This window comes from Paenibacillus sp. LS-5 (genome assembly GCF_056121505.1).
Genome location: NZ_JBWAVA010000013.1, coordinates 81,673 through 99,722 on the forward strand (window position 1 = coordinate 81,673; position 18,050 = coordinate 99,722).

Sequence of the window (18,050 nt, forward strand, 5' to 3'; positions counted from 1 at the left end):
TGTACTGTAATTGATGAAGGGGTTGTTGTGAAATGGCAGAGCATTTGAACAGAATACTGGTGGTGGATGACGAAGAGCGCATTCGCCGCCTGCTCAAGATGTATCTTGAAAAAGAAGGTTACGAGATTGATGAAGCTGAAGACGGAGAGATCGCACTTCGCAAAGCAACGGCTAATGATTATGGCCTCATTCTGCTGGACGTGATGCTGCCGGGAATCGATGGCATTGAAGTACTGAATAGGCTAAGAGGGGTCAAATCGACCCCCGTTTTGATGCTAACAGCCAAAGGTGAGGAGATCAACCGGGTGCAGGGCTTCGAGATGGGCGCGGACGATTATGTCGTCAAACCGTTTAGTCCCCGTGAAGTGATCTACCGGGTAAAAGCGATTATGCGCCGCTCTTCTGCGACAGCCTTTTTGTCCAAAGAGAGTAATTCCAGCAACAATATTGTATTTCCCCATCTCATCATTGAACATGATGCACACCGTGTAACCGCCGGGGGCCAGGAAGTAAGCCTTACTCCGAAAGAGTATGAGCTGCTTCATTATTTGGCTATTTCACCGGACAAGGTGTTCTCGCGTGAAGAGTTGCTGAAGGATGTGTGGAATTACGAATTCTTCGGGGATTTACGTACAGTGGATACACATGTCAAAAGACTTCGTGAGAAGCTCAATAAAGTATCACCGGAATCGGCAGCGATGATTACCACAGTATGGGGAGTAGGCTACAAGTTAGAGGTACCAAAATAAGTGAAATTCTGGAGAAGTCTTGTCGGGAAGCTGTGGATCACGATTATCTGTCTGGTTGCTGTCGTGCTTATCACACTGGGGTTGTTTCTGCTGCCCTATATCGACAGCAACTTCGCCAATTCCGGGGCGATCAAACGCTTATTCACTTATGTCTGTATGATAGGATTTTCCTTAACGACTTTTTTTGCTTTGTTCCTGTTCACCAAGATCACACAGCCGATGCAGCAGGTCATTGAAGCGGCGAATAACATCCGCCGGGGTGAATATGGGACGAGACTCACACTGGTGACCAGTGATGAAATCGGCCAGTTGGCCACCTCCTTCAATCATATGGCAGAAGAGCTGGAAGAAAATATTCGCAGTCTGAATCATGAGAAGGGTCATCTGTCCAGTGTTCTGCGCAGCATGAGCGATGCGGTCCTAACCTTTGATGTTGAAGGGAAGATCATTTTAACTAATCCTCATGGTCAGGCGCTGCTGGAGACGTGGAGCGACCTTAGCTGGGAATTGGAGAGTGACTCCGAGCTCTATCCCCAGGATGTGGCTGACAGCGAGGTGCCACCTCCCTTGCGGCCCTTATTCTTTAGTACACTCAGCCAGGGAGGGGATCAACGCTCCCAAGTGCATGTACGTCAAGGAGTCTGGTCTGTTCATATGGCTCCGCTATACTCGGATGATACCATTCGCGGTGCAGTGGCTGTATTGCGTGATGTGACCGAAGAGGTGAAGCTTGAGAAGATGCGCCGGGATTTCGTCGCCAATGTCTCGCACGAGATCCGAACACCCTTGTCCATGATGCAGGGTTACAGCGAAGCTTTGCTGGATGGCATGGCTTCTTCACCTGAAGAGAGCAGCGAGCTGGTTCAAGTTATTCATGATGAATCACTGCGGATGGGTCGGCTGGTGAAGGATCTGCTGGATCTTGCCCGTATGGAAGCAGGACACACGGATATGATGAAAGTGCCTGTGAATATGGAGGTACTTCTGGAACGGGTCTACCGCAAATTTTCTGTCCGGGCCAAGGAGCGGGGAATTCAGCTCGAATTGAACTTCGGGAGCGATATGCCCCTACTCAAAGCGGCGGACGAAGACAAGCTGGAGCAGGTGCTAACCAATCTGCTTGACAATGCGTTTCGGCATACGCCTGCAGACAAGCACATCAAGATTCTGACCGGCTCTATTGTTCTTGAAGGCCGCCGTTATCTGGAAATTGTTATAAGCGATGAAGGGGCTGGTATTGCTCCGGAGGACCTTCCATATATTTTTGAGCGTTTCTACAAAGCGGACAAAGCCCGCGTGCGGGGAGAATCTGGGGGAACCGGGCTTGGACTCGCGATTGTCAAGAATATTGTCGAGTCGCATCACGGGACCATCACAGCTTCCAGCAAGCTGGGAGAAGGAACTGAGTTCATTCTCAGGCTCCCTGTCGAAAAACAGTAAACCCAAGACAATGTATGACAGCGCCTCTGACCGCAGAGGTGCTTTTTGTTGAAATCACCACATTAATCTTGTTCATCGTGGAACATACCACTATGCTTACGAAGCCAGTTTTAGGAGGCATATATTGATGATTTTATCCTTAGACCAAGGAACTACAAGCTCACGTGCGATCCTCTTTGATTATGAAGCAGGAATGATCTCACAGGGGCAGTATGAGATAAGCCAGTCTTTTCCCCGGCCCGGCTGGGTGGAGCATGATCCGAATCAAATCTGGGAAACACAGCTGGCGGCAGCCAAAGAGGCTATAAGAGGCAGCGGGAGGCCCGCTGATGAAATATCGGCTATTGGGATTACCAACCAGAGGGAGACCGCTCTGATCTGGGAGAAAGCCAGTGGGAAGCCTATTTATCCGGCTATCGTCTGGCAAGACCGCCGTACAGCCGAGCAGTGCGAGGAATTGAAGCGGCGCGGACTTACAGATGTGATTGCTTCCAAGACCGGTCTTGTAGTGGATGCGTACTTCTCAGCAACCAAGCTGGCCTGGATTCTGGATCATGTTCCTGGGGCGCGTGAGCGCGCGGAGAGAGGTGAACTGCTGGGAGGAACAATTGACTCCTGGCTGATCTGGAAGCTTACAGGAGGAGCTGTGCATGCAACAGATGTGACGAATGCCTCCCGCACCATGCTCTATAACCTGCATGAGCGGACATGGGATGAACAATTGATTGCGGAGCTTAGGATACCGCGTTCGATACTGCCTGAAGTCAGAATGTCTGGGGGGGAATTCGGAGCAGCCAGCAGTAAATGGTTTGGAGCTCAGATTCCGATTCGTTCTGTGCTTGGGGATCAGCAGGCTGCTTTATTCGGACATACCTGTCTTGAAGCAGGCAGTGCCAAGAATACTTATGGTACCGGCTGTTTTATCCTCATGAATACCGGGACCGAGGCTGTAGTCTCCAGCCATGGACTGCTGACAACAGTGGCCTGGGGCATGGGAGATGAATTGTATTATGCACTAGAAGGTAGTGTGTTCGTAGCCGGAGCGGCGGTACAATGGCTGCATGAAGGGCTGGGACTGATTGAAGCTCCTGCTGACTCAGAGGGAAAAGCCGGTGAAGTAGAGGATAGTGAAGGCGTTGTAGTAGTTCCTGCCTTTACAGGACTTGGAGCACCTTACTGGGACATGTATGCCCGCGGGGCGGTCTTCGGTCTGACGCGGGGCACTACGGCAGGCCATCTGGTCCGGGCCACCCTGGAGTCTCTTGCATTTCAGACAAGAGATGTAATCGGTGCTATGGAAAAGGATGCAGGTATGCCGCTCACAGGACTTATGGTTGATGGCGGCGCAGTGCGCAATGATCTGCTCATGCAATTTCAAGCGGACATTCTCGGTAGTGAGGTTACACGTACCATGTATGCAGAGACTACAGCACTTGGAGCAGCACTGCTGGCCGGTCTGACTTCAGGAATTTGGAGCAGGGAACAGCTTGAGAGCTTCAATAAGGCTGAGAAAGTATTCTCCCCTTCCATGGAGTCAGCAGAACGGGAACTCCGCTACCATGCCTGGCAGGATGCTGTATCGCGAACGATGGGCTGGGAGAAGCACGAAGGGCACCGTTAATGCAGATAGGAAAGCTCACTGAGCTGAGGTACTGAATTTATATGTGAACTTATAGCAAATGGCCCGCAAGCAGAGAATCTGCTTACGGGCCATTTTTGGTATCCACACGAATGAGGGCTTAGTATTCCATTACAAAAGCTACGTTCTGCCAGCCTGCGCCAACGGTCCAGAAGAGGATTTTGTCACCGCGTTCAATCATTCCAGTAGTCACTGCTTTGTGCAGGGCTACAAAAGGACTGCTTGTCGAAGTATAGCCGAATTCATCGCCGATGTAGACCGCTACATCGTTGTCGATGCCTGTTTTGTCGGATACGGCGCGAATATTAGGGAGGGACAGCTGTGAGAAGCAGGCAGCTTTGATGGACTCGGGAGCAATCTCATTATTGCTTAGCAATGTATTGATTGATTCAGAGGCAGCATCCACACAAATGGAGTCGTCGAAAGGTATGAACTTCACATTGAACTCTCCGGCACCTACACCACCACGTCCGAGGTTAGCTAAACCTTCTGCAGGAAACATCGAGTTGCCATAGACACAAGTGTCAGTCTGGTAAATAGAATCAATGAAGCCTACGGAGTTCTCATCCCGCTCCAGAATAACGGCAGCAGCAGCATCACCAAAGTTGGCATAGTAGACAGGATCGTTTTTATCCGCATGCGGAGCAACGTGGTCTGAACCGATTACCAGTGCACGTCGGATTCTTGGGTTGGCCATCATTTGACGGCTTACCTGTTCTACCGAGGCGGTCATACCCGCACAGTTGGCATTGCTATCGATGCAGATCGCGTGGGATGCGCCACCGATTAAACGGTGAATCATGAGTGAGTTCGTCGGGAAGATGTATTCAGGAGTCTGACTGGCATATGCAATCAGGTCGATGTCAGCCCCGGTAAGCCCGGTCTTGTCCAGAACGTTGCTTGCTGCTTCGAAAGCCATGGTCAGAGAATTCTCTTCATTGCTGTCGATGCTATAGCGGTTTTCACGGCCAAGTGCTGTCAGGAGTCCACGGATATCAATACCTTTTTCGTCAAAATGCTGTATGAAAAAGTCGTTGCCAATCTTTTTGCTTGGATGATAGATATCAATATCCTTAATTCGTATCCCGGCCATGGTAATCCTCCTAAAAGTTTATGAGCGCTTCTTCCCGTCTCCAACTTCGTACTAGACTTGCTTGTCAGCCCTCGTTCGAGTTGCTGGCGATGAACAATATTTATGATTAAACAGTTGAAGTGATCTCCAAGTTTTCAAGTCCAGCCTTGCGGCCCAGACGCGCGAGCTGCATTTTTAGAATGGGGTTGTTTTCAAGAGTCATGTTTACTTTTTCAAAACCATCCGATTTGAACATAATGAAGCAGCCTTCAAGCAAAGGCACAACATCAGGAGAAGTAACATTCAGCTTTCTGCAGTCAATTTGCAGCGCGTATTCTGAAGGCGTAATAGGGTTAATGGTCTGCTGGTAAGCTTGAATCGATTTGAGACCATCCTCATTGGAGAAGGTTCCTTCTAATTCAATATTAATGACTTTGTTTACAGAATCGGTTTTCAAAATAAATTTACCCATTTGCTCATCTCTCCCAAAAAATAAATGTGTATAACAGAATAAATCCCGAAACCTATAATCCCACGCCTTATTTCGACATGAATACTTAATTTTGGGACATTTTCCCTCTAATAGAATCATATTTTTAACATATTTGCAAGAAAAAAGTCGAACTTTGTATAAAATTGTTTACAAAGCAATTATTGGATTTCTTCAAGGGTTGCAAGCAGCACATTAAAAGCTGAAATGACTCTTGGAGCACCGATTACCGGCACCAAATGCAGTAAGATGCCTTTGATCTGATCCACAGTCATTCCGACGCTGAGCGCCATCACATAATGGACTCCAAGCTGCTCGAATTGGCCCATAGTAATCAAAGACGATATGACGGCGATTTCCTTCCAGTCAGAACCAATCGTTGTGCGTTGAAAAATGTCGCCGTAGGCGTTGCCCATGATGTACTCGGCCAGTTCGGGAAAATGCTCCTTAATAGGCGCAAGCGCCTTGGCACCATAGTCCCCGGATAGGTTGGAAAAATGTTTAAGTCCACTGTTAATGTTGTTTTCCACGGACAAGCCTCCTGCATTCTGATGAGCGTCAAGGATCTATCATGAGAGAAATGATTCTTGACGTCGCTGTAATTTTAATTGAGATTCAACACACGATGAGCTGTTGGAGGCACTTCATCACGGTCGGTCAGCAATTCAATGACCGCTACACGGTTCGATGCGACTGCGGCTTGGATTGCATCGTTGAATTGTTCTGCAGTCTCGCATTTGTAGCCTGTGGCTCCAAGGGATTCAGCGAATTTCACGGCATCCATAGGTACTTCGAAGATCGTACCATCGATTCTGCCTGTTGTCTTTTGCATACCTTTAAGCGCCATATCCAGCTGCATGTTGTTCACCACGATGAAGATTACCGGAATATTCTTGCACACTGCGGTGTTGATTTCCGTACCGAGCATCATGAAGCAGCCATCCCCGGTAATGCATACGATCGTTTCTTCAGGGGCTGCCACCTTAGCACCAATCGCCATGCCAATAGAGTTGCCCATGCAGGCAAAATAAGCATCAAAGACAAAGCTGCCTGGTTTTTTCACGTTGTACCATTTCACGGCGTTAAAGCCATGGCTGCCGTCATCCACAAACACAGTGTTGTTGTAAGGTATCAAATCGCTTAAGGTGCTCATAACTGAGGCGAGAGACAGCTTGGAGAGAACAGGCAGCTCTTCCACATAATGAACATCGGCTTCTGTTACGTGTTTTTTTATAGCAGCAGTATCTAAAATTTGAAGATAATAAGCTAAATTGTCGCGCAAATCTCCGCCGATTGAGAGGGTCTCTGAAGTTAGGATTTTCCCTACAAAGGTAGGATCTACATCAAATTGGATCAGTGTTTTCGGGTGGTTTTCAGCCTTTAGATTGCATATGGTCATATCACTCAGTCGTGAACCAAGCACAATGTACAGATCACTGCGGTTCAATAGATCATCACCATGCTTGCATCCGCCAACACCAATCGGTCCATGATACAACGGGTGGTCCCAAGGAACTGCACCTTTGCCACCTGGTGAAGTAACGACAGGGATGTTAAAGGTTTCTGCCAGCTGAATGAGCTCTTGGTGTGCAAGAGAACGGTTAACCCCTTTGCCTGCAATAATCAGCGGATGACTGGAAGCATTGATTGCTGAAATTACACGTTCAAAATTAGCGGTATTAACAAGATGTTCGCGCTCAGGGATCACTATCCGGCATTCTTCCAACATTTCTGTTTGAACATCAAACGGGATGCACAAATGGACCGGTCCACGCTGTCCGCCCAAGGCAATGGAAACGGCATGATTAAAAAGGGTGCCGAAATGATCGCCGCGTTCCACTAGCTTACTGAAGAGTGTAGCGGGTTTGAACATGTCCGCCAGATCGGCCAGATAGGAAGAAGAATCCTGGCACTGGGGGATTCCCAGTTCCTTGATAGATTGATGTCCTGTAATGAACAGCACTGGCAGATTATTCGCCTTAGCATGTGCTGCTGCAGTAAGAAGATTAGTTCCTCCTGGACCGGAGGTCCCAAAAGCCACACCTAGTCTGCCAGTTTTAAGAGCATAGCCTGCTGCTTCGAACCCGGAGCTCGCTTCATGTCTACCGGGAATAAATTCAATCCCATAGTCAACCATTTTCAGAACTACAGGACAAATAGACTTGCCGATTATGCCAAAAGAATGTGTTACACCAAGGTTTTTTAGTGCCTCAGCCATATAATCTGCGACTGTTTTCAGAGAATCCACCCACCCAATGTTTTATATTTAGTAAAATAGAAAACCTGTACTCAAGAGAGTACAGGCCGGCTGCATTGAATAACCATTAAGAACGAGGTTTCCCTAACGTTCGGTTGTTCAGCAACCTGGCTGTCATGGTCCCATAAAAATGAGACTGTAGATCCATGGCTTTGCGTCATTCCCTTTCGGAGAATTTTGCCGATATGTGGTAATAAAAAATGTATAATTTTACTTTACAATATATTTCTGACTCCTCTTTTGTCAATATATTTGTCCCGAAAAACTCAGTTTTTGACGAAATTTACAATCCATGTGAATTGTAAAATGTAGTGCAAGAGAGAGTAGGTAATCGGAAACTATCCTAAAATAAAATTTAAGAAAATCTTAAAAATACAAATTGTGATAGAAAATCAGAATTAAATGAGTGTAGGTTTATAGAACTAATTAATTATCGGGATAAGGCTTTATGGACTGAAATGATTAGGCGGAGTCTCATTGTTAATAGTTTAATAAGACTTAAGAACGAGATGTCGTTTGGATCCAACTCTTTACAGATTTGTAGCTTTCACTAAAACCTGTGTAAGGAAGTGCAAAACCATTACCGGTTCGAACTGCTGTCAAAAAACTGATTTTTATGAAATCAACATCGAGCATTTTGTGAACAAAAAAATACCGCTTCATTAGAAGCGGCACAAGTGGAAAGGAATTAGAATTTGAAAATATGGATCGTTTTCTGGAGTTGGAATACAGCTTGGGTCATTTTTTCGGTTTCTTCGGCAACGGATTGCAGCGCATTAATTTGTTCGTTCATTGCTGCCGACACCTCCTGGGTTCCTGCCGCAGTTTCTTCAGTAATCGCAGAAATATTTTCGATTGCTCCGGAAATTTTCAGGGCACTTTCCAGCATCAGGTCGCTCTCGGAGGAAAAAGAAGCAATTTGTTCGGTTATGTACTGGACGCTTTGGACAATCTGGGCAAAAATATTAGCCGTTTCAAGGATCATTTCATTTTGCACTTGTACGACTTCCTCATTGATAGCAATATTCTCGATCGCTTGTTTGATATCGCTCTCAATGCTGCGTACCAGACTGAATACTTCTTTGGTAGAGGCTGTGGATTCTTCGGCAAGCTTTCGTACTTCTTGGGCCACCACAGCGAAGCCTCGGCCATGTTCACCGGCGCGTGCAGCTTCGATCGATGCATTGAGTGAAAGCAGGTTGGTCTGCTCGGCGATTTCTGTAATGGTTTTGGTGATCATCGTGATCCCCTGGGCATTATGTGATAAGGCTTCGATCGTGTCGGCGACTTTCTGGGTAGCTTGTATATTTTTACGCATGCCTTCTGCTTGAGTATCAACAGATAGGCGGCCTTTCTCCACTAATTCCAGCGTATGTACGGAACGTCTATTCATTTCTTTAGTAGAGCTAGTATAATTCGAAACCTTGGTTTCGATGTCCTTGATAGATTCAGTCATTTCGGCAATGTCTACGGAGATTTCATTGGCGCCAAGAGCCAGCTCGTTGGAAGAGGAGGAGACCTGGGCCATTACAATCTTCAGATTTTGATTCTTGTCTTCAATCCCGCGGCTGGCATCCATAACCTGACGGGTAATCTGTGAGGCTTCGGTAAGGATTTTTTTTAGCTTGTCGATCATTATATTAAAGGAACGGCTGACCTCACCCATGGAACCGTTCTCATCTGCCCGGGTTGTAAAATCCCCTTTGGCAATCGTATGAGTTACGTTGGAAATGTCGTCAAAAGAGGATGTAAGCGTTCTCTCAATAAAGCGTGCGAGAGGGAGAGTCAGTCCAGCCAAGACCACTACCATGATAATGCCGATAAGCATCTTGCCCATTGCTATAAACATGATTAATACAGGGACAGCGAATAAAGCGGCAACCAGGTAACAACCGGCAATAATTCTCTGTTTTAACGGAAGCTTGTTCATCCATTCCATCATAAAAAGTTCCCCCTAAAATAATGTTGGTTATTGTAATATTATAGGCGTTTTCATGGGGGAGGTCTATTGTAAGAACTGACATAAAAATGCTCTTATAGGTCTTTCGGGCATTAATATTGAAAGCGTTGCTTCATATAATGTAATCATTCTTACAAATAGACAAGTTTGTTATCACTAGTTCATCCGGCTCACAGGCAACGACCGAAATAGAAAAACGCTCCTTGGAACAGCAGGCGTATGCAAGCGTTCCAAAGAGCGTCTATTCAGAGACTTTTTACAGTAAAATGATTTCTTCCGCAGTATTGATCTCTGGCAGTCCTGCCAGCTTCACCAGAACGGCCTGAGGAACCGCCTTATCGACGGTAAGCAGCATGATCGCTGCACCACCAACGATTTTACGTCCTACCTGCATGGAGGCGATATTGACGTCATTTTCCCCAAGCAATGTACCGACAGCACCGATGATACCCGGTTTATCGTTATGTGAAATCACAATCTGATGGCCTTCTGGAGCGATATCGACCGGGAACTTGTTAACCTGTACGATTCGTTCCCCATAACCCTGTAACAGTGTTCCTGCCACCAGACGCTCTTCATCAGGATCGGCTTTCAGTGTAACGGTGATGAGGTTGGTGAAACCCTTCGTCTTGGATGCCTGTGTTGCAACAACATTCACGTCATGGGTTTTGGCCAGATGCATCGAATTAACGATGTTCACATCCGTTCCAAAGTGACGGGAAAGTACCCCTTTGACTATATAGCGGGTTAGGGGCTGTGTATCTACATCGGAGAGATCACCGGCATACTCCACTTGGATTTCGCGGATCGCGCCATCGGTAAGCTGGGTGGCGAAGCTGCCCAGCTTTTCACCAAGTGTGAAGTAAGGCTGAAGTTTGTTCATCACGCTAGGAGCGACAGGAGGGATGTTCACAGCGTTGATGAATGGCTCATTGCGCAGAATATGCAGCACCTGCTCCGATACGTCGATAGCAACGTTCTCCTGGGCTTCTACGGTGGAAGCACCGAGGTGAGGTGTTACGATGATTTTGGGATGGGAAAGGAACGGATGATCAGCCTGCGGCGGCTCCTTCTCGAATACGTCGAAAGCTGCACCAGCTACAATGCCGCTGTCAATGGCTTCAACCAGCGCCATTTCATCAATAACACCACCGCGGGCACAGTTGATGATGCGCATTCCTTTTTTCATGACTTCGAATTGCGGACCGGAGATCATATGGCGGGTCTCCGGGGTAAGCGGAGTATGAACAGTGATGAAATCCGCACCGCGTACGATATCGTCTACCGAAGCCAGCTTCACTTCCAGCTTTTCCGCGCGGTCAGCGGTCAGGAACGGGTCATAGGCAAGGATATTCATACCGAAGGCTTTGGCACGTTTAGCCACTTCACTGCCGATCCGGCCCATACCAAGTACACCAAGGGTTTTGCCGCGTAGTTCTACACCCAGGAAAGTTTTCTTGTCCCATACACCGGAAATGGTCTTGGCGTATGCCTGAGGAATGTGGCGGGCCAGTGCCATCATCATGGCAAAAGCATGCTCACAGGTTGTGATTGTATTGCCGTCAGGAGCGTTGATAACAACGACACCGCGCTGTGTGGCTGCCTCGAGCTTGATATTATCAACACCAACACCGGCACGGCCAATGACTTTCAAGTTGGTACCCGCTGCAATAATCTTCTCTGTTACAGTTGTTTGGCTGCGTACGAGCAGGCCATCATACTCGCCAATGATGGCGATAAGCTCGTCTTCGCTAAGACCCGTCTTTTTGTCAACAGTCACATCACTTGCGTCCATTAATTGCTGAATGCCCAAATCGCTGATCGGATCCGATACTAGTACTTTAAACATGGTTTCTTGTCCTCCTTAAATTTGGAAAGCTATATATGCCCAAGGATGCCCTGAAGAGGCAGTCCACAGTACCAGAAGCCAAAAACAACTAGTGAAAAATATGTCGGAATAACGGAGGAACGCGCTGTCGCATAAAAGAAAAAGAGTGCAGCAGACCGGAGAATCCGGAATCTGGGCTTTGTTAACCCCTGAACTGGAAAATAAATAACAAAAAAACTCCCAACCCCATACTACTGCCGTAGTAAGGGACGAGAGTTGTCGTGGTACCACCCTAATTCACTGCAACGTTTGAAGAAGCAGCCTCATTGGCCCGCAAAGGCCACACTGGTAACGGAGATGATCCGATTGTGCCTACTGTATAGGTTCGACACAATATCTCAGGAGTGCTAAAGAATTCTGTTTGTCACCGGTTTGCACCACCCACCGGCTCTCTGAAGACTTGCAGAATCTTTGTTCCATCATCGGTTTTTCTTGATTAATTTTTCATAATGTAACATGGTGATGCCAAATGTGTCAATAGTCTATTGAGGAAGAGCCGCCTTGAAGTGACTCTCATTTTTCGTTATGATGCAATAGCTGGTTCTACTCATAAAAAAACGGAAGCTGCGGCATGGTTTCCTTGCCATAATATTGTTCACGCCACTTCATGAAATCCTGCTCCTGCACGGCTCCTGTAGAAATCAACAGGGTGACGGCAGATTGAACATTCTTGAGATTTAGTGAACTGGCCGTCCCGGAATAGATCATATCGTCAATTTTGGCTGTAATATCCTGTGGATCGAATCCCGCATAGATGGATCGATTAAGCATAATGTCAGCGATCGAAGCGTTCTTAAGCAAGAGGGGCATTTTTTTCCATTGGATAAAAGAAAGAGTCTTCAGCTCACCGGCTTCCGAAGGGATTTTGCTGTTATCTTTGGAGCCCCATTTAAGCATGGAGTCATAGAAGTCCTTTTGTGCCAGTAATCCGAATTTGACAGCACTTGCCGTGAAATTGTCACTCTTCAGCACTTTGGCTGTTTCAGTCCCTGATGCGCCTGCATTGACTTTGCTGGCAGCCTGTGAGAACAAGGTGAGGCTCTTCAGTATATTCAACTGGGATTCGTAGAGCATAGGCGAGCCGGTGAAGATTGAATCCTGCGTAACCTTGTCATACTGCTTGTCTGCCAGAATACTGAGATTCTTAAGGGTTGCCGCATTCTCACGGGCATCTGTGCTACGGGCCAGGCTGTCCAGTTCGCTGTTCCAATTGCGCTTGAATTCCCGATAGGGCAAAAATACGTTATGATAGAACGTAACAAGATCCTGCTGCTGGTAGGAGCCGGAATATTCCTCTGCGGAATTTTTAGTATCGGGTTGTTCGTATTTGGCTTCTGTTTTGTCTGCCCCGACCTTCACTCCCGTAAAAAAAGCGGCGAATGCGGAAATCAGAAAAAATAGAAAACCCAGTGTGTATAACATTTGAGTGCGGGAGGTACGGCTTTTCATAATTATGCTCCTTCGTCTAGGGGAATTATCTTATGTAAAAACAATAGAGAACAGGCAGGTTACAATGAAAAAATTCAAATTTGGTGACATCAAGATTAAAAAAGCCGATCCTCAGCAGTTAACCGATAAGCTTCTTTTACTGAACTTATATATCACGCAGGGCCTTACTTTAATTATCGGTCTGATATGGATATTATTACAGAAAAGAAGCCCTATTCACATATTAAATTTTCCGGAAAACGCACAATTTGTGTTTTGGGGACTTGGACTTGCCATAATTATGCTGGTGGTGGACTTTCTGCTTACCCATATTGTTCCCGCAGACAGCATGGATGATGGCGGAATTAACGAACTGCTCTTTGGAAAAAGACCCTTGTGGCATATTATTGTCATCGCAGCTATTGTATCGGTTTGTGAGGAGCTGCTATTCCGCGGAGCAGTTCAGCATTCTTTTGGGCTTTATTGGACCAGCATTTTATTTGCCGTGATTCATGTGCGTTATTTGCGGCATTGGATCCCAACAGGATGGGTGTTCCTCAGCAGCTATGGTCTGGGATATATATACATTCATACAGGCACACTTTGGGCACCCATTCTATGCCACTTTATCATCGATGTGTTCTCGGGTCTTGTGATCCGTTACCGGAGGGAGTCATGAGTGAAGAACTTAGCCGGGTGAAGTCCCGCAAAAAAACGAATAGAGACGAACAATCTGTATCAGTGAGAAAAAGAACAAAATCGCAGCAGCACCCATCAACTGTACCATTGGTTGCTGATTCTACTGTAGCAGCAGCCGGAACCTTGTCGAGAAAAAGCCGCCACTCCTCGGTACAGCCTATAAAACAGGTAAAACGGGAAGAAAGTCTGGTGGATGAAGAAAATTCAACACCTTCACGTGCAGAGAGCTACCCTTCAGAGCGGCTCCGGTTGAGTAAGATGTTCATAAACTCATTAATTGTAATTTTTTTACTTTTGCTCATTTTCCTTTTGTATTGGGGTCTTATAGGGGCTCCAGATTTGAATACACTATGGTAACCTCCTGGTTACTGGGTATTTTGTCGGGCTTTGTGCTGCTGTCTGCAGTGGTACTGGCTATGATGTTTGTGAAAGCATTCAGCAGCCGGATTATTGCCGAGGAAATATTTCTTGAAGCATTACCTGAGGCTTTTGAAGGCTTCCGCATTCTTTTTATTTCGGATATTCACCGGAGGCGCCTGCCGTTAAAACTCCTAAGTCCTTTGAGAGGGAGAGTGGATGCGGTCTTCCTTGGAGGGGACCTGACGGAAAAGGGCGGGTCCATTAACCGTCTCTACGATAATATGAAGCTGGTGACGGGACTGGCACCGGTATATGCGGTGCACGGTAATCATGATTACAGGGCGAATATTTCTCTTGTAGACAACATCATACGTGGGAGCGGGGCTGTTTTGCTACAGGATGAGAATGTCATCATGGAGAATGATGGGAGCAGACTGCTTCTGACTGGTGTTGATTATCCGCAGAAGGGCGGTAAAAAAGCGTATCAGCCTTTACCACCACCTCAAGGACCAGAGTCTTCACTCTGCCGAATTATCCTAGTACATGATCTACTGTGGCTCTCGGTGCAATCGGAGATTCCAGCGGATCTGGTGCTGGCCGGTCACACGCACGGGGGACAGGTGGTTTTACCTTTCGTAGGCCATCGCCATGTTGACCCCTTTTACCGGCAATATAACGCTGGACATTATGTGCTTCCGAGAAAAGAAGGCTCTAAAACCAAGGTCAAAATCTTGATCAGCCGGGGATTTGGAACTGCACATCTGCCACTTCGCTGGGGGAGTCCATCTGAAATGCATGTGATCACACTTCTTAGAGGAAATGATCAGGGTGTCAGCGGCTAAAGAATAGAAAAAAGGTATCTCCTGCGAATTCAGCAAGAGATACCTTTTTAAATGCGGCCAAATACTTCTGATGTTATTAATTAATACAGCTTAACGCATTTTTAGTTCAATGCTGCTCGGATCTACGAAGCTGTAACCCTTGCCTTCAAGTGTTGTCAATAGAGTGTCCAGTGCTTCTACCGTCCAAGGAAGTTCATGCATTAGAATATTACTGCCGGAGTGGAGCTGGCCTGTAACGTTCGAGATCAGCTTCGCTGTTTTGCCGCTATCTTTCTCTTTCATCTCCCAATCCAGTGAACCTACAGACCAGGTCATATAGAGCATGCCGTTCTCGGCAGCAATTTTCTTGCCAACATCACCGCCCGCTCCATGTGGGGGACGGAAAAACGCCGGGGTATCGCCAGTAACTTCTTTAACAATAGCCTGTACGTCCTCAATTTGCTTCTTGACTTCAGTGTAGGATTTATCCTTCAATACGATATGATCCCAGCTGTGATTGCCGATAATACCGCCCCGGCTATGAATGAGCTTGAGGAGTTCAGGATGTTCTTTCACCCGGTAACCATTCACAAAGAAGATGGCTTTGGCATGGTGCTTGTCGAGTGTATCCATCAAAGGGTTAATCATTTTTGCGTCCTTTGGGCCATCATCGAAGGTGAGCAGGATTACTTTTTTGGCAGTGCCTTCCGCATTGGGGATAATGTCATAATTTTTGTTCATATGATAGAGCAGCGGAATCTCTGCAGCGGCATTGTTAACGGGTTCTTTACTGGTTCCAGTTGCATTATCCGCTTGTGATAGCGGAGTGGAGCTTGCTGCTGGAGCCTCTGAAGGTATCGCTTCAGGAGTCGCGCTTGATTCAGGGCTGGTGCTTGCCTGTGGCGATGATTCCGGTGCTGCCTGTAATGTAGCCGCTGGAGGCTGCTCTGTCGTAACTGGCCCTGCATTTTCATTAGCTCCGCTACTGCATGCGGACAGCAGAAGAACGGACAGCAGCAGCGCTGAGGTTGCTTTACCCACTTATTTCATCTCGCTTTCTTGTTGTTAAGTTGTATGAGCCGGATTCTTTCCGCGAACACTAAGCATGATTTTACCATACAAGGAGGTTAGAGATATGAATACTTCGTCATTTTTTAGCGGAGTGCTGCTGGGTGCTACAATAAGTATGATGATGTCCAAAAAACGCGGAGCCATGATGTCCAATTTGCTTCAGCCGGACGGTCTGATGAACGGGGCTGGCGAAAAGGCAAAGGACAAAATCATGAACATGGCTATGACTGGTTTTGGCAGTACGGCAGCTGGAAATGCTGCTGCTGGCGGCAATAAGGATACCAGCACACATGCCTCCGCTGGCAATAACGAACACAAGGTGGAGTCGACGGTTAAATCCAGAGAAGCCAATCTTAAAATGCTGAAGGATTTCATCCGCAGCAACCCTGATGTGAAGCATGAAGTAGAGCAGATTCTCAAGGATACACATACCGCCATACCGGGATTGTAAACGCAAAATATTACTGCAGAATCATTTTGGGGACTAGCGTCCGCAAAATGATTCTTTTTTTCAAGAATATCTCTTTAGATTTGGGAAGAAATAATTTTTTATTTACGTGCATTTGCTGTGTCAAAATGATAACATACATACATAGTAACCATTTTTGGCTCATTACTCGGGACTCATCATACATTATAATAAATGAGCTTGCAAAAGGAGGATCCTGTCATGAGAATAGAGCGATTAAGTCAAGATAAGATACGGATTTTCCTCACTTTTGACGACCTGAGCGAGCGGGGCATCCAGAAGGAAGATATGTGGCAGGAAGTTCCCAAGGTGCATGACTTGTTTACGGAAATGATGGATCAAGCGTACAGTGAACTTGGTTTTGACGCTACCGGTCCGCTTGCCGTGGAAGTATTCGCATTGCCCGCGCAAGGTATGGTCGTTATAGTGACTAGGGGGAAATATGATCACCATCAGTACGGTGTATCCGGTGAAGAAGAATTACCCGAAGAGATTTATGAAATGGAAGTTACTCTAGAACAAAGCGACTCCATTGTATATGCATTCCGCGATTTTGAGGCTTTGGTTGAAGCGGCTCATGTGCTCCTCGGCAATATTACTTCTCAAGGAAAACTGTATTCTTATAATGATATATGGTATCTCTACTTTGATCCGAAGGAATTTGAAGAAACTGCATTATCTGGTCTAGTGGGTGTACTCTCCGAGTTCGGGGACTCATCGCCTGTAACTGAAGCCGTTTTGTCTGAATACGGGAAGACGGTTATGCAAGAAAATGCAATAGAATTAATCTGCACTCATTTCAAACGCCAGCAATGACGATAGAAGGGGAACAAAGTTATCTTTGATCCCTTTCTTGCTATTACTTATGGAATTCTGAATATGAGGGACATGAAGTCTGAGAGCGCAGGGAGGGTAATCGGTGCTTTTGTTATCGGTCATTTCGTCAGCAGTAGCACCGGGACTTGCGCTGCTGACTTTTTTCTATCTTAAGGACAAGTATGATCAGGAGCCGCTTCTTATAGTCCTGAAGGTGTTTTTGCTAGGACTGTTGATTGTTTTTCCTATTATGATTATCCAAAGAGGCCTTGTGCTTGGACTGGATGGCGGGCCATACGTTGATTCCTTTCTGATCTCCTCCGGTGTGGAAGAAGGCCTGAAGTGGTTTGTGCTGTACCATATGATCTACAATCATACCGAATTTGACGAGCCTTATGATGGAATACTATATGCCGTAGCGATTTCGCTCGGCTTCGCAACTTTGGAGAATGTAATGTATGCCTGGTACAGCCACGCTTCAATCGGATCTATGTTTATGCGGGCGCTGCTTCCGGTATCGGGTCATGCCATGTTCGGGGTTATTATGGGCTACCATATGGGCAGGGCCAAGTTCTCGGGGGGCGTCAAAACAAAGGGGATATTGATCATGTCCCTGCTGCTGCCTTGGCTGTGGCACGGTATTTATGACTTTATCCTTACGACCATGACCAATACCTGGATCTGGTTTATCGTCCCGTTGATGGCTGTATTATGGTATGGGGGCATGGGAAAGGTGGCACGGGCCAACAACCGTTCTCCGTTCCGGTTCCTGAAGCGTGAAGAAGAGATTAACCTCTAGTAGAGATGGACACACTTATACCTGAAAGGTAGTTCCGTAAGCAAGGAATTCCAGAAAGGAGCGAGGTGTCTTTTTTGCGTGTAAAGGTTAGG

Annotated in this window: 17 protein-coding genes, 1 riboswitch and 1 other annotated feature; of the genes, 9 read left to right on the top strand and 8 right to left on the bottom strand. The window is 46.7% G+C overall.

Annotated elements, in window-relative coordinates; translation table 11 throughout:
- Nucleotides 1–32: 32 nt before the first annotated feature.
- From AC0MA3_RS18480 to glpK, 3 genes are all read left to right on the top strand, one after another.
- The gene (locus tag AC0MA3_RS18480) at nucleotides 33–749 is read left to right on the top strand and encodes a response regulator transcription factor (RefSeq protein WP_474657264.1); all 717 of its coding nucleotides are present in this window, start codon (nucleotides 33–35) and stop codon (nucleotides 747–749) included.
- The gene (locus AC0MA3_RS18485) at nucleotides 750–2,189 is read left to right on the top strand and encodes a HAMP domain-containing sensor histidine kinase (RefSeq protein ID WP_474657265.1); all 1,440 of its coding nucleotides are present in this window, start codon (nucleotides 750–752) and stop codon (nucleotides 2,187–2,189) included.
- 127 nt (nucleotides 2,190–2,316) lie between these two features.
- Nucleotides 2,317–3,810 carry a glycerol kinase GlpK gene (gene glpK / locus AC0MA3_RS18490; RefSeq protein ID WP_474657266.1) on the top strand — a complete coding sequence of 498 codons (1,494 nt, stop codon included), beginning with the start codon at nucleotides 2,317–2,319 and terminating at the stop codon, nucleotides 3,808–3,810.
- Nucleotides 3,811–3,928: 118 nt separating this feature from the next.
- On the opposite strand, the gene AC0MA3_RS18495 is transcribed toward glpK, so the two are convergent.
- The 7 genes from AC0MA3_RS18495 to AC0MA3_RS18525 all read right to left on the bottom strand — a co-directional run bounded on the left by AC0MA3_RS18495 (nucleotide 3,929) and on the right by AC0MA3_RS18525 (nucleotide 12,944).
- The gene (locus tag AC0MA3_RS18495; protein WP_474657267.1) at nucleotides 3,929–4,921 is read right to left on the bottom strand and encodes a 3-oxoacyl-[acyl-carrier-protein] synthase III C-terminal domain-containing protein; all 993 of its coding nucleotides are present in this window, start codon (nucleotides 4,919–4,921) and stop codon (nucleotides 3,929–3,931) included.
- 106 nt (nucleotides 4,922–5,027) lie between these two features.
- The gene (locus AC0MA3_RS18500; protein WP_474657268.1) at nucleotides 5,028–5,372 is read right to left on the bottom strand and encodes a hypothetical protein; all 345 of its coding nucleotides are present in this window, start codon (nucleotides 5,370–5,372) and stop codon (nucleotides 5,028–5,030) included.
- Between the two features lie 179 nt (nucleotides 5,373–5,551).
- Nucleotides 5,552–5,920: a carboxymuconolactone decarboxylase family protein gene (locus AC0MA3_RS18505; protein ID WP_379162252.1), complete on the bottom strand. Its 369-nt coding sequence runs from the start codon at nucleotides 5,918–5,920 to the stop codon at nucleotides 5,552–5,554.
- Nucleotides 5,921–5,994: 74 nt separating this feature from the next.
- Nucleotides 5,995–7,638: a thiamine pyrophosphate-binding protein gene (locus AC0MA3_RS18510; protein WP_474657269.1), complete on the bottom strand. Its 1,644-nt coding sequence runs from the start codon at nucleotides 7,636–7,638 to the stop codon at nucleotides 5,995–5,997.
- Nucleotides 7,639–7,745: 107 nt separating this feature from the next.
- A riboswitch (cyclic di-GMP riboswitch) is annotated at nucleotides 7,746–7,839 on the bottom strand.
- A 496-nt stretch (nucleotides 7,840–8,335) separates the two neighbouring features.
- Nucleotides 8,336–9,586 carry a methyl-accepting chemotaxis protein gene (locus tag AC0MA3_RS18515; protein WP_474657304.1) on the bottom strand — a complete coding sequence of 417 codons (1,251 nt, stop codon included), beginning with the start codon at nucleotides 9,584–9,586 and terminating at the stop codon, nucleotides 8,336–8,338.
- Nucleotides 9,587–9,863: 277 nt separating this feature from the next.
- A complete protein-coding gene (serA, locus tag AC0MA3_RS18520) occupies nucleotides 9,864–11,456 on the bottom strand; it encodes a phosphoglycerate dehydrogenase (RefSeq protein ID WP_474657270.1) in 1,593 nt (530 codons plus the stop codon).
- 241 nt (nucleotides 11,457–11,697) lie between these two features.
- Nucleotides 11,698–11,927: a binding site (T-box leader), on the bottom strand.
- A gap of 111 nt (nucleotides 11,928–12,038) precedes the next feature.
- Nucleotides 12,039–12,944 (bottom strand): hypothetical protein, encoded by a 906-nt coding sequence (locus AC0MA3_RS18525; protein ID WP_474657271.1) that lies wholly within the window; start codon nucleotides 12,942–12,944, stop codon nucleotides 12,039–12,041.
- Nucleotides 12,945–13,008: 64 nt separating this feature from the next.
- On the opposite strand from AC0MA3_RS18525, the gene AC0MA3_RS18530 reads away from it, so the two are divergent.
- The 3 genes from AC0MA3_RS18530 to AC0MA3_RS18540 are packed head-to-tail and all read left to right on the top strand — an operon-like array spanning nucleotide 13,009 to nucleotide 14,824.
- Nucleotides 13,009–13,602: a CPBP family intramembrane glutamic endopeptidase gene (locus tag AC0MA3_RS18530; protein WP_379162264.1), complete on the top strand. Its 594-nt coding sequence runs from the start codon at nucleotides 13,009–13,011 to the stop codon at nucleotides 13,600–13,602.
- The gene (locus tag AC0MA3_RS18535) at nucleotides 13,599–13,979 is read left to right on the top strand and encodes a hypothetical protein (RefSeq protein WP_474657272.1); all 381 of its coding nucleotides are present in this window, start codon (nucleotides 13,599–13,601) and stop codon (nucleotides 13,977–13,979) included. The genes AC0MA3_RS18530 and AC0MA3_RS18535 overlap by 4 nt, the downstream gene beginning before the upstream one ends.
- Nucleotides 13,973–14,824 (top strand): metallophosphoesterase, encoded by an 852-nt coding sequence (locus AC0MA3_RS18540; RefSeq protein WP_474657273.1) that lies wholly within the window; start codon nucleotides 13,973–13,975, stop codon nucleotides 14,822–14,824. The genes AC0MA3_RS18535 and AC0MA3_RS18540 overlap by 7 nt, the downstream gene beginning before the upstream one ends.
- 90 nt (nucleotides 14,825–14,914) lie before the next feature.
- On the opposite strand, the gene AC0MA3_RS18545 is transcribed toward AC0MA3_RS18540, so the two are convergent.
- On the bottom strand, nucleotides 14,915–15,844 hold the full coding sequence (locus AC0MA3_RS18545) for a polysaccharide deacetylase family protein (protein WP_474657274.1): 930 nt from the start codon (nucleotides 15,842–15,844) through the stop codon (nucleotides 14,915–14,917).
- 94 nt (nucleotides 15,845–15,938) lie between these two features.
- Between AC0MA3_RS18545 and AC0MA3_RS18550 the strand changes: the two genes are divergently transcribed.
- The 3 genes from AC0MA3_RS18550 to prsW all read left to right on the top strand — a co-directional run bounded on the left by AC0MA3_RS18550 (nucleotide 15,939) and on the right by prsW (nucleotide 17,958).
- Nucleotides 15,939–16,325, top strand: a complete 387-nt coding sequence (locus AC0MA3_RS18550; RefSeq protein ID WP_379162275.1) for a hypothetical protein — start codon at nucleotides 15,939–15,941, stop codon at nucleotides 16,323–16,325.
- A 219-nt stretch (nucleotides 16,326–16,544) separates the two neighbouring features.
- Entirely contained in the window at nucleotides 16,545–17,159 is a 615-nt protein-coding gene (locus AC0MA3_RS18555; protein WP_379162278.1) for a genetic competence negative regulator, read from the top strand.
- A 103-nt stretch (nucleotides 17,160–17,262) separates the two neighbouring features.
- Nucleotides 17,263–17,958 carry a glutamic-type intramembrane protease PrsW gene (gene prsW, locus AC0MA3_RS18560; RefSeq protein ID WP_379162281.1) on the top strand — a complete coding sequence of 232 codons (696 nt, stop codon included), beginning with the start codon at nucleotides 17,263–17,265 and terminating at the stop codon, nucleotides 17,956–17,958.
- Nucleotides 17,959–18,050 lie beyond the last annotated feature (92 nt).

What these genes read in the sequence shown, in the direction of transcription:
- glpK (WP_474657266.1), top strand. Translation starts at nt 2,317, where the DNA reads ATGATTTTATCCTTAGACCAAGGAACTACAAGCTCACGTGCGATCCTC.
- AC0MA3_RS18550 (WP_379162275.1), top strand. Translation starts at nt 15,939, where the DNA reads ATGAATACTTCGTCATTTTTTAGCGGAGTGCTGCTGGGTGCTACAATA.
- AC0MA3_RS18480 (WP_474657264.1), top strand. Translation starts at nt 33, where the DNA reads ATGGCAGAGCATTTGAACAGAATACTGGTGGTGGATGACGAAGAGCGC.
- AC0MA3_RS18495 (WP_474657267.1), bottom strand. Translation starts at nt 4,921, where the DNA reads ATGGCCGGGATACGAATTAAGGATATTGATATCTATCATCCAAGCAAA.
- serA (WP_474657270.1), bottom strand. Translation starts at nt 11,456, where the DNA reads ATGTTTAAAGTACTAGTATCGGATCCGATCAGCGATTTGGGCATTCAG.
- AC0MA3_RS18555 (WP_379162278.1), top strand. Translation starts at nt 16,545, where the DNA reads ATGAGAATAGAGCGATTAAGTCAAGATAAGATACGGATTTTCCTCACT.
- AC0MA3_RS18530 (WP_379162264.1), top strand. Translation starts at nt 13,009, where the DNA reads ATGAAAAAATTCAAATTTGGTGACATCAAGATTAAAAAAGCCGATCCT.
- AC0MA3_RS18540 (WP_474657273.1), top strand. Translation starts at nt 13,973, where the DNA reads ATGGTAACCTCCTGGTTACTGGGTATTTTGTCGGGCTTTGTGCTGCTG.
- AC0MA3_RS18525 (WP_474657271.1), bottom strand. Translation starts at nt 12,944, where the DNA reads ATGAAAAGCCGTACCTCCCGCACTCAAATGTTATACACACTGGGTTTT.
- AC0MA3_RS18535 (WP_474657272.1), top strand. Translation starts at nt 13,599, where the DNA reads ATGAGTGAAGAACTTAGCCGGGTGAAGTCCCGCAAAAAAACGAATAGA.
- AC0MA3_RS18515 (WP_474657304.1), bottom strand. Translation starts at nt 9,586, where the DNA reads ATGGAATGGATGAACAAGCTTCCGTTAAAACAGAGAATTATTGCCGGT.
- AC0MA3_RS18500 (WP_474657268.1), bottom strand. Translation starts at nt 5,372, where the DNA reads ATGGGTAAATTTATTTTGAAAACCGATTCTGTAAACAAAGTCATTAAT.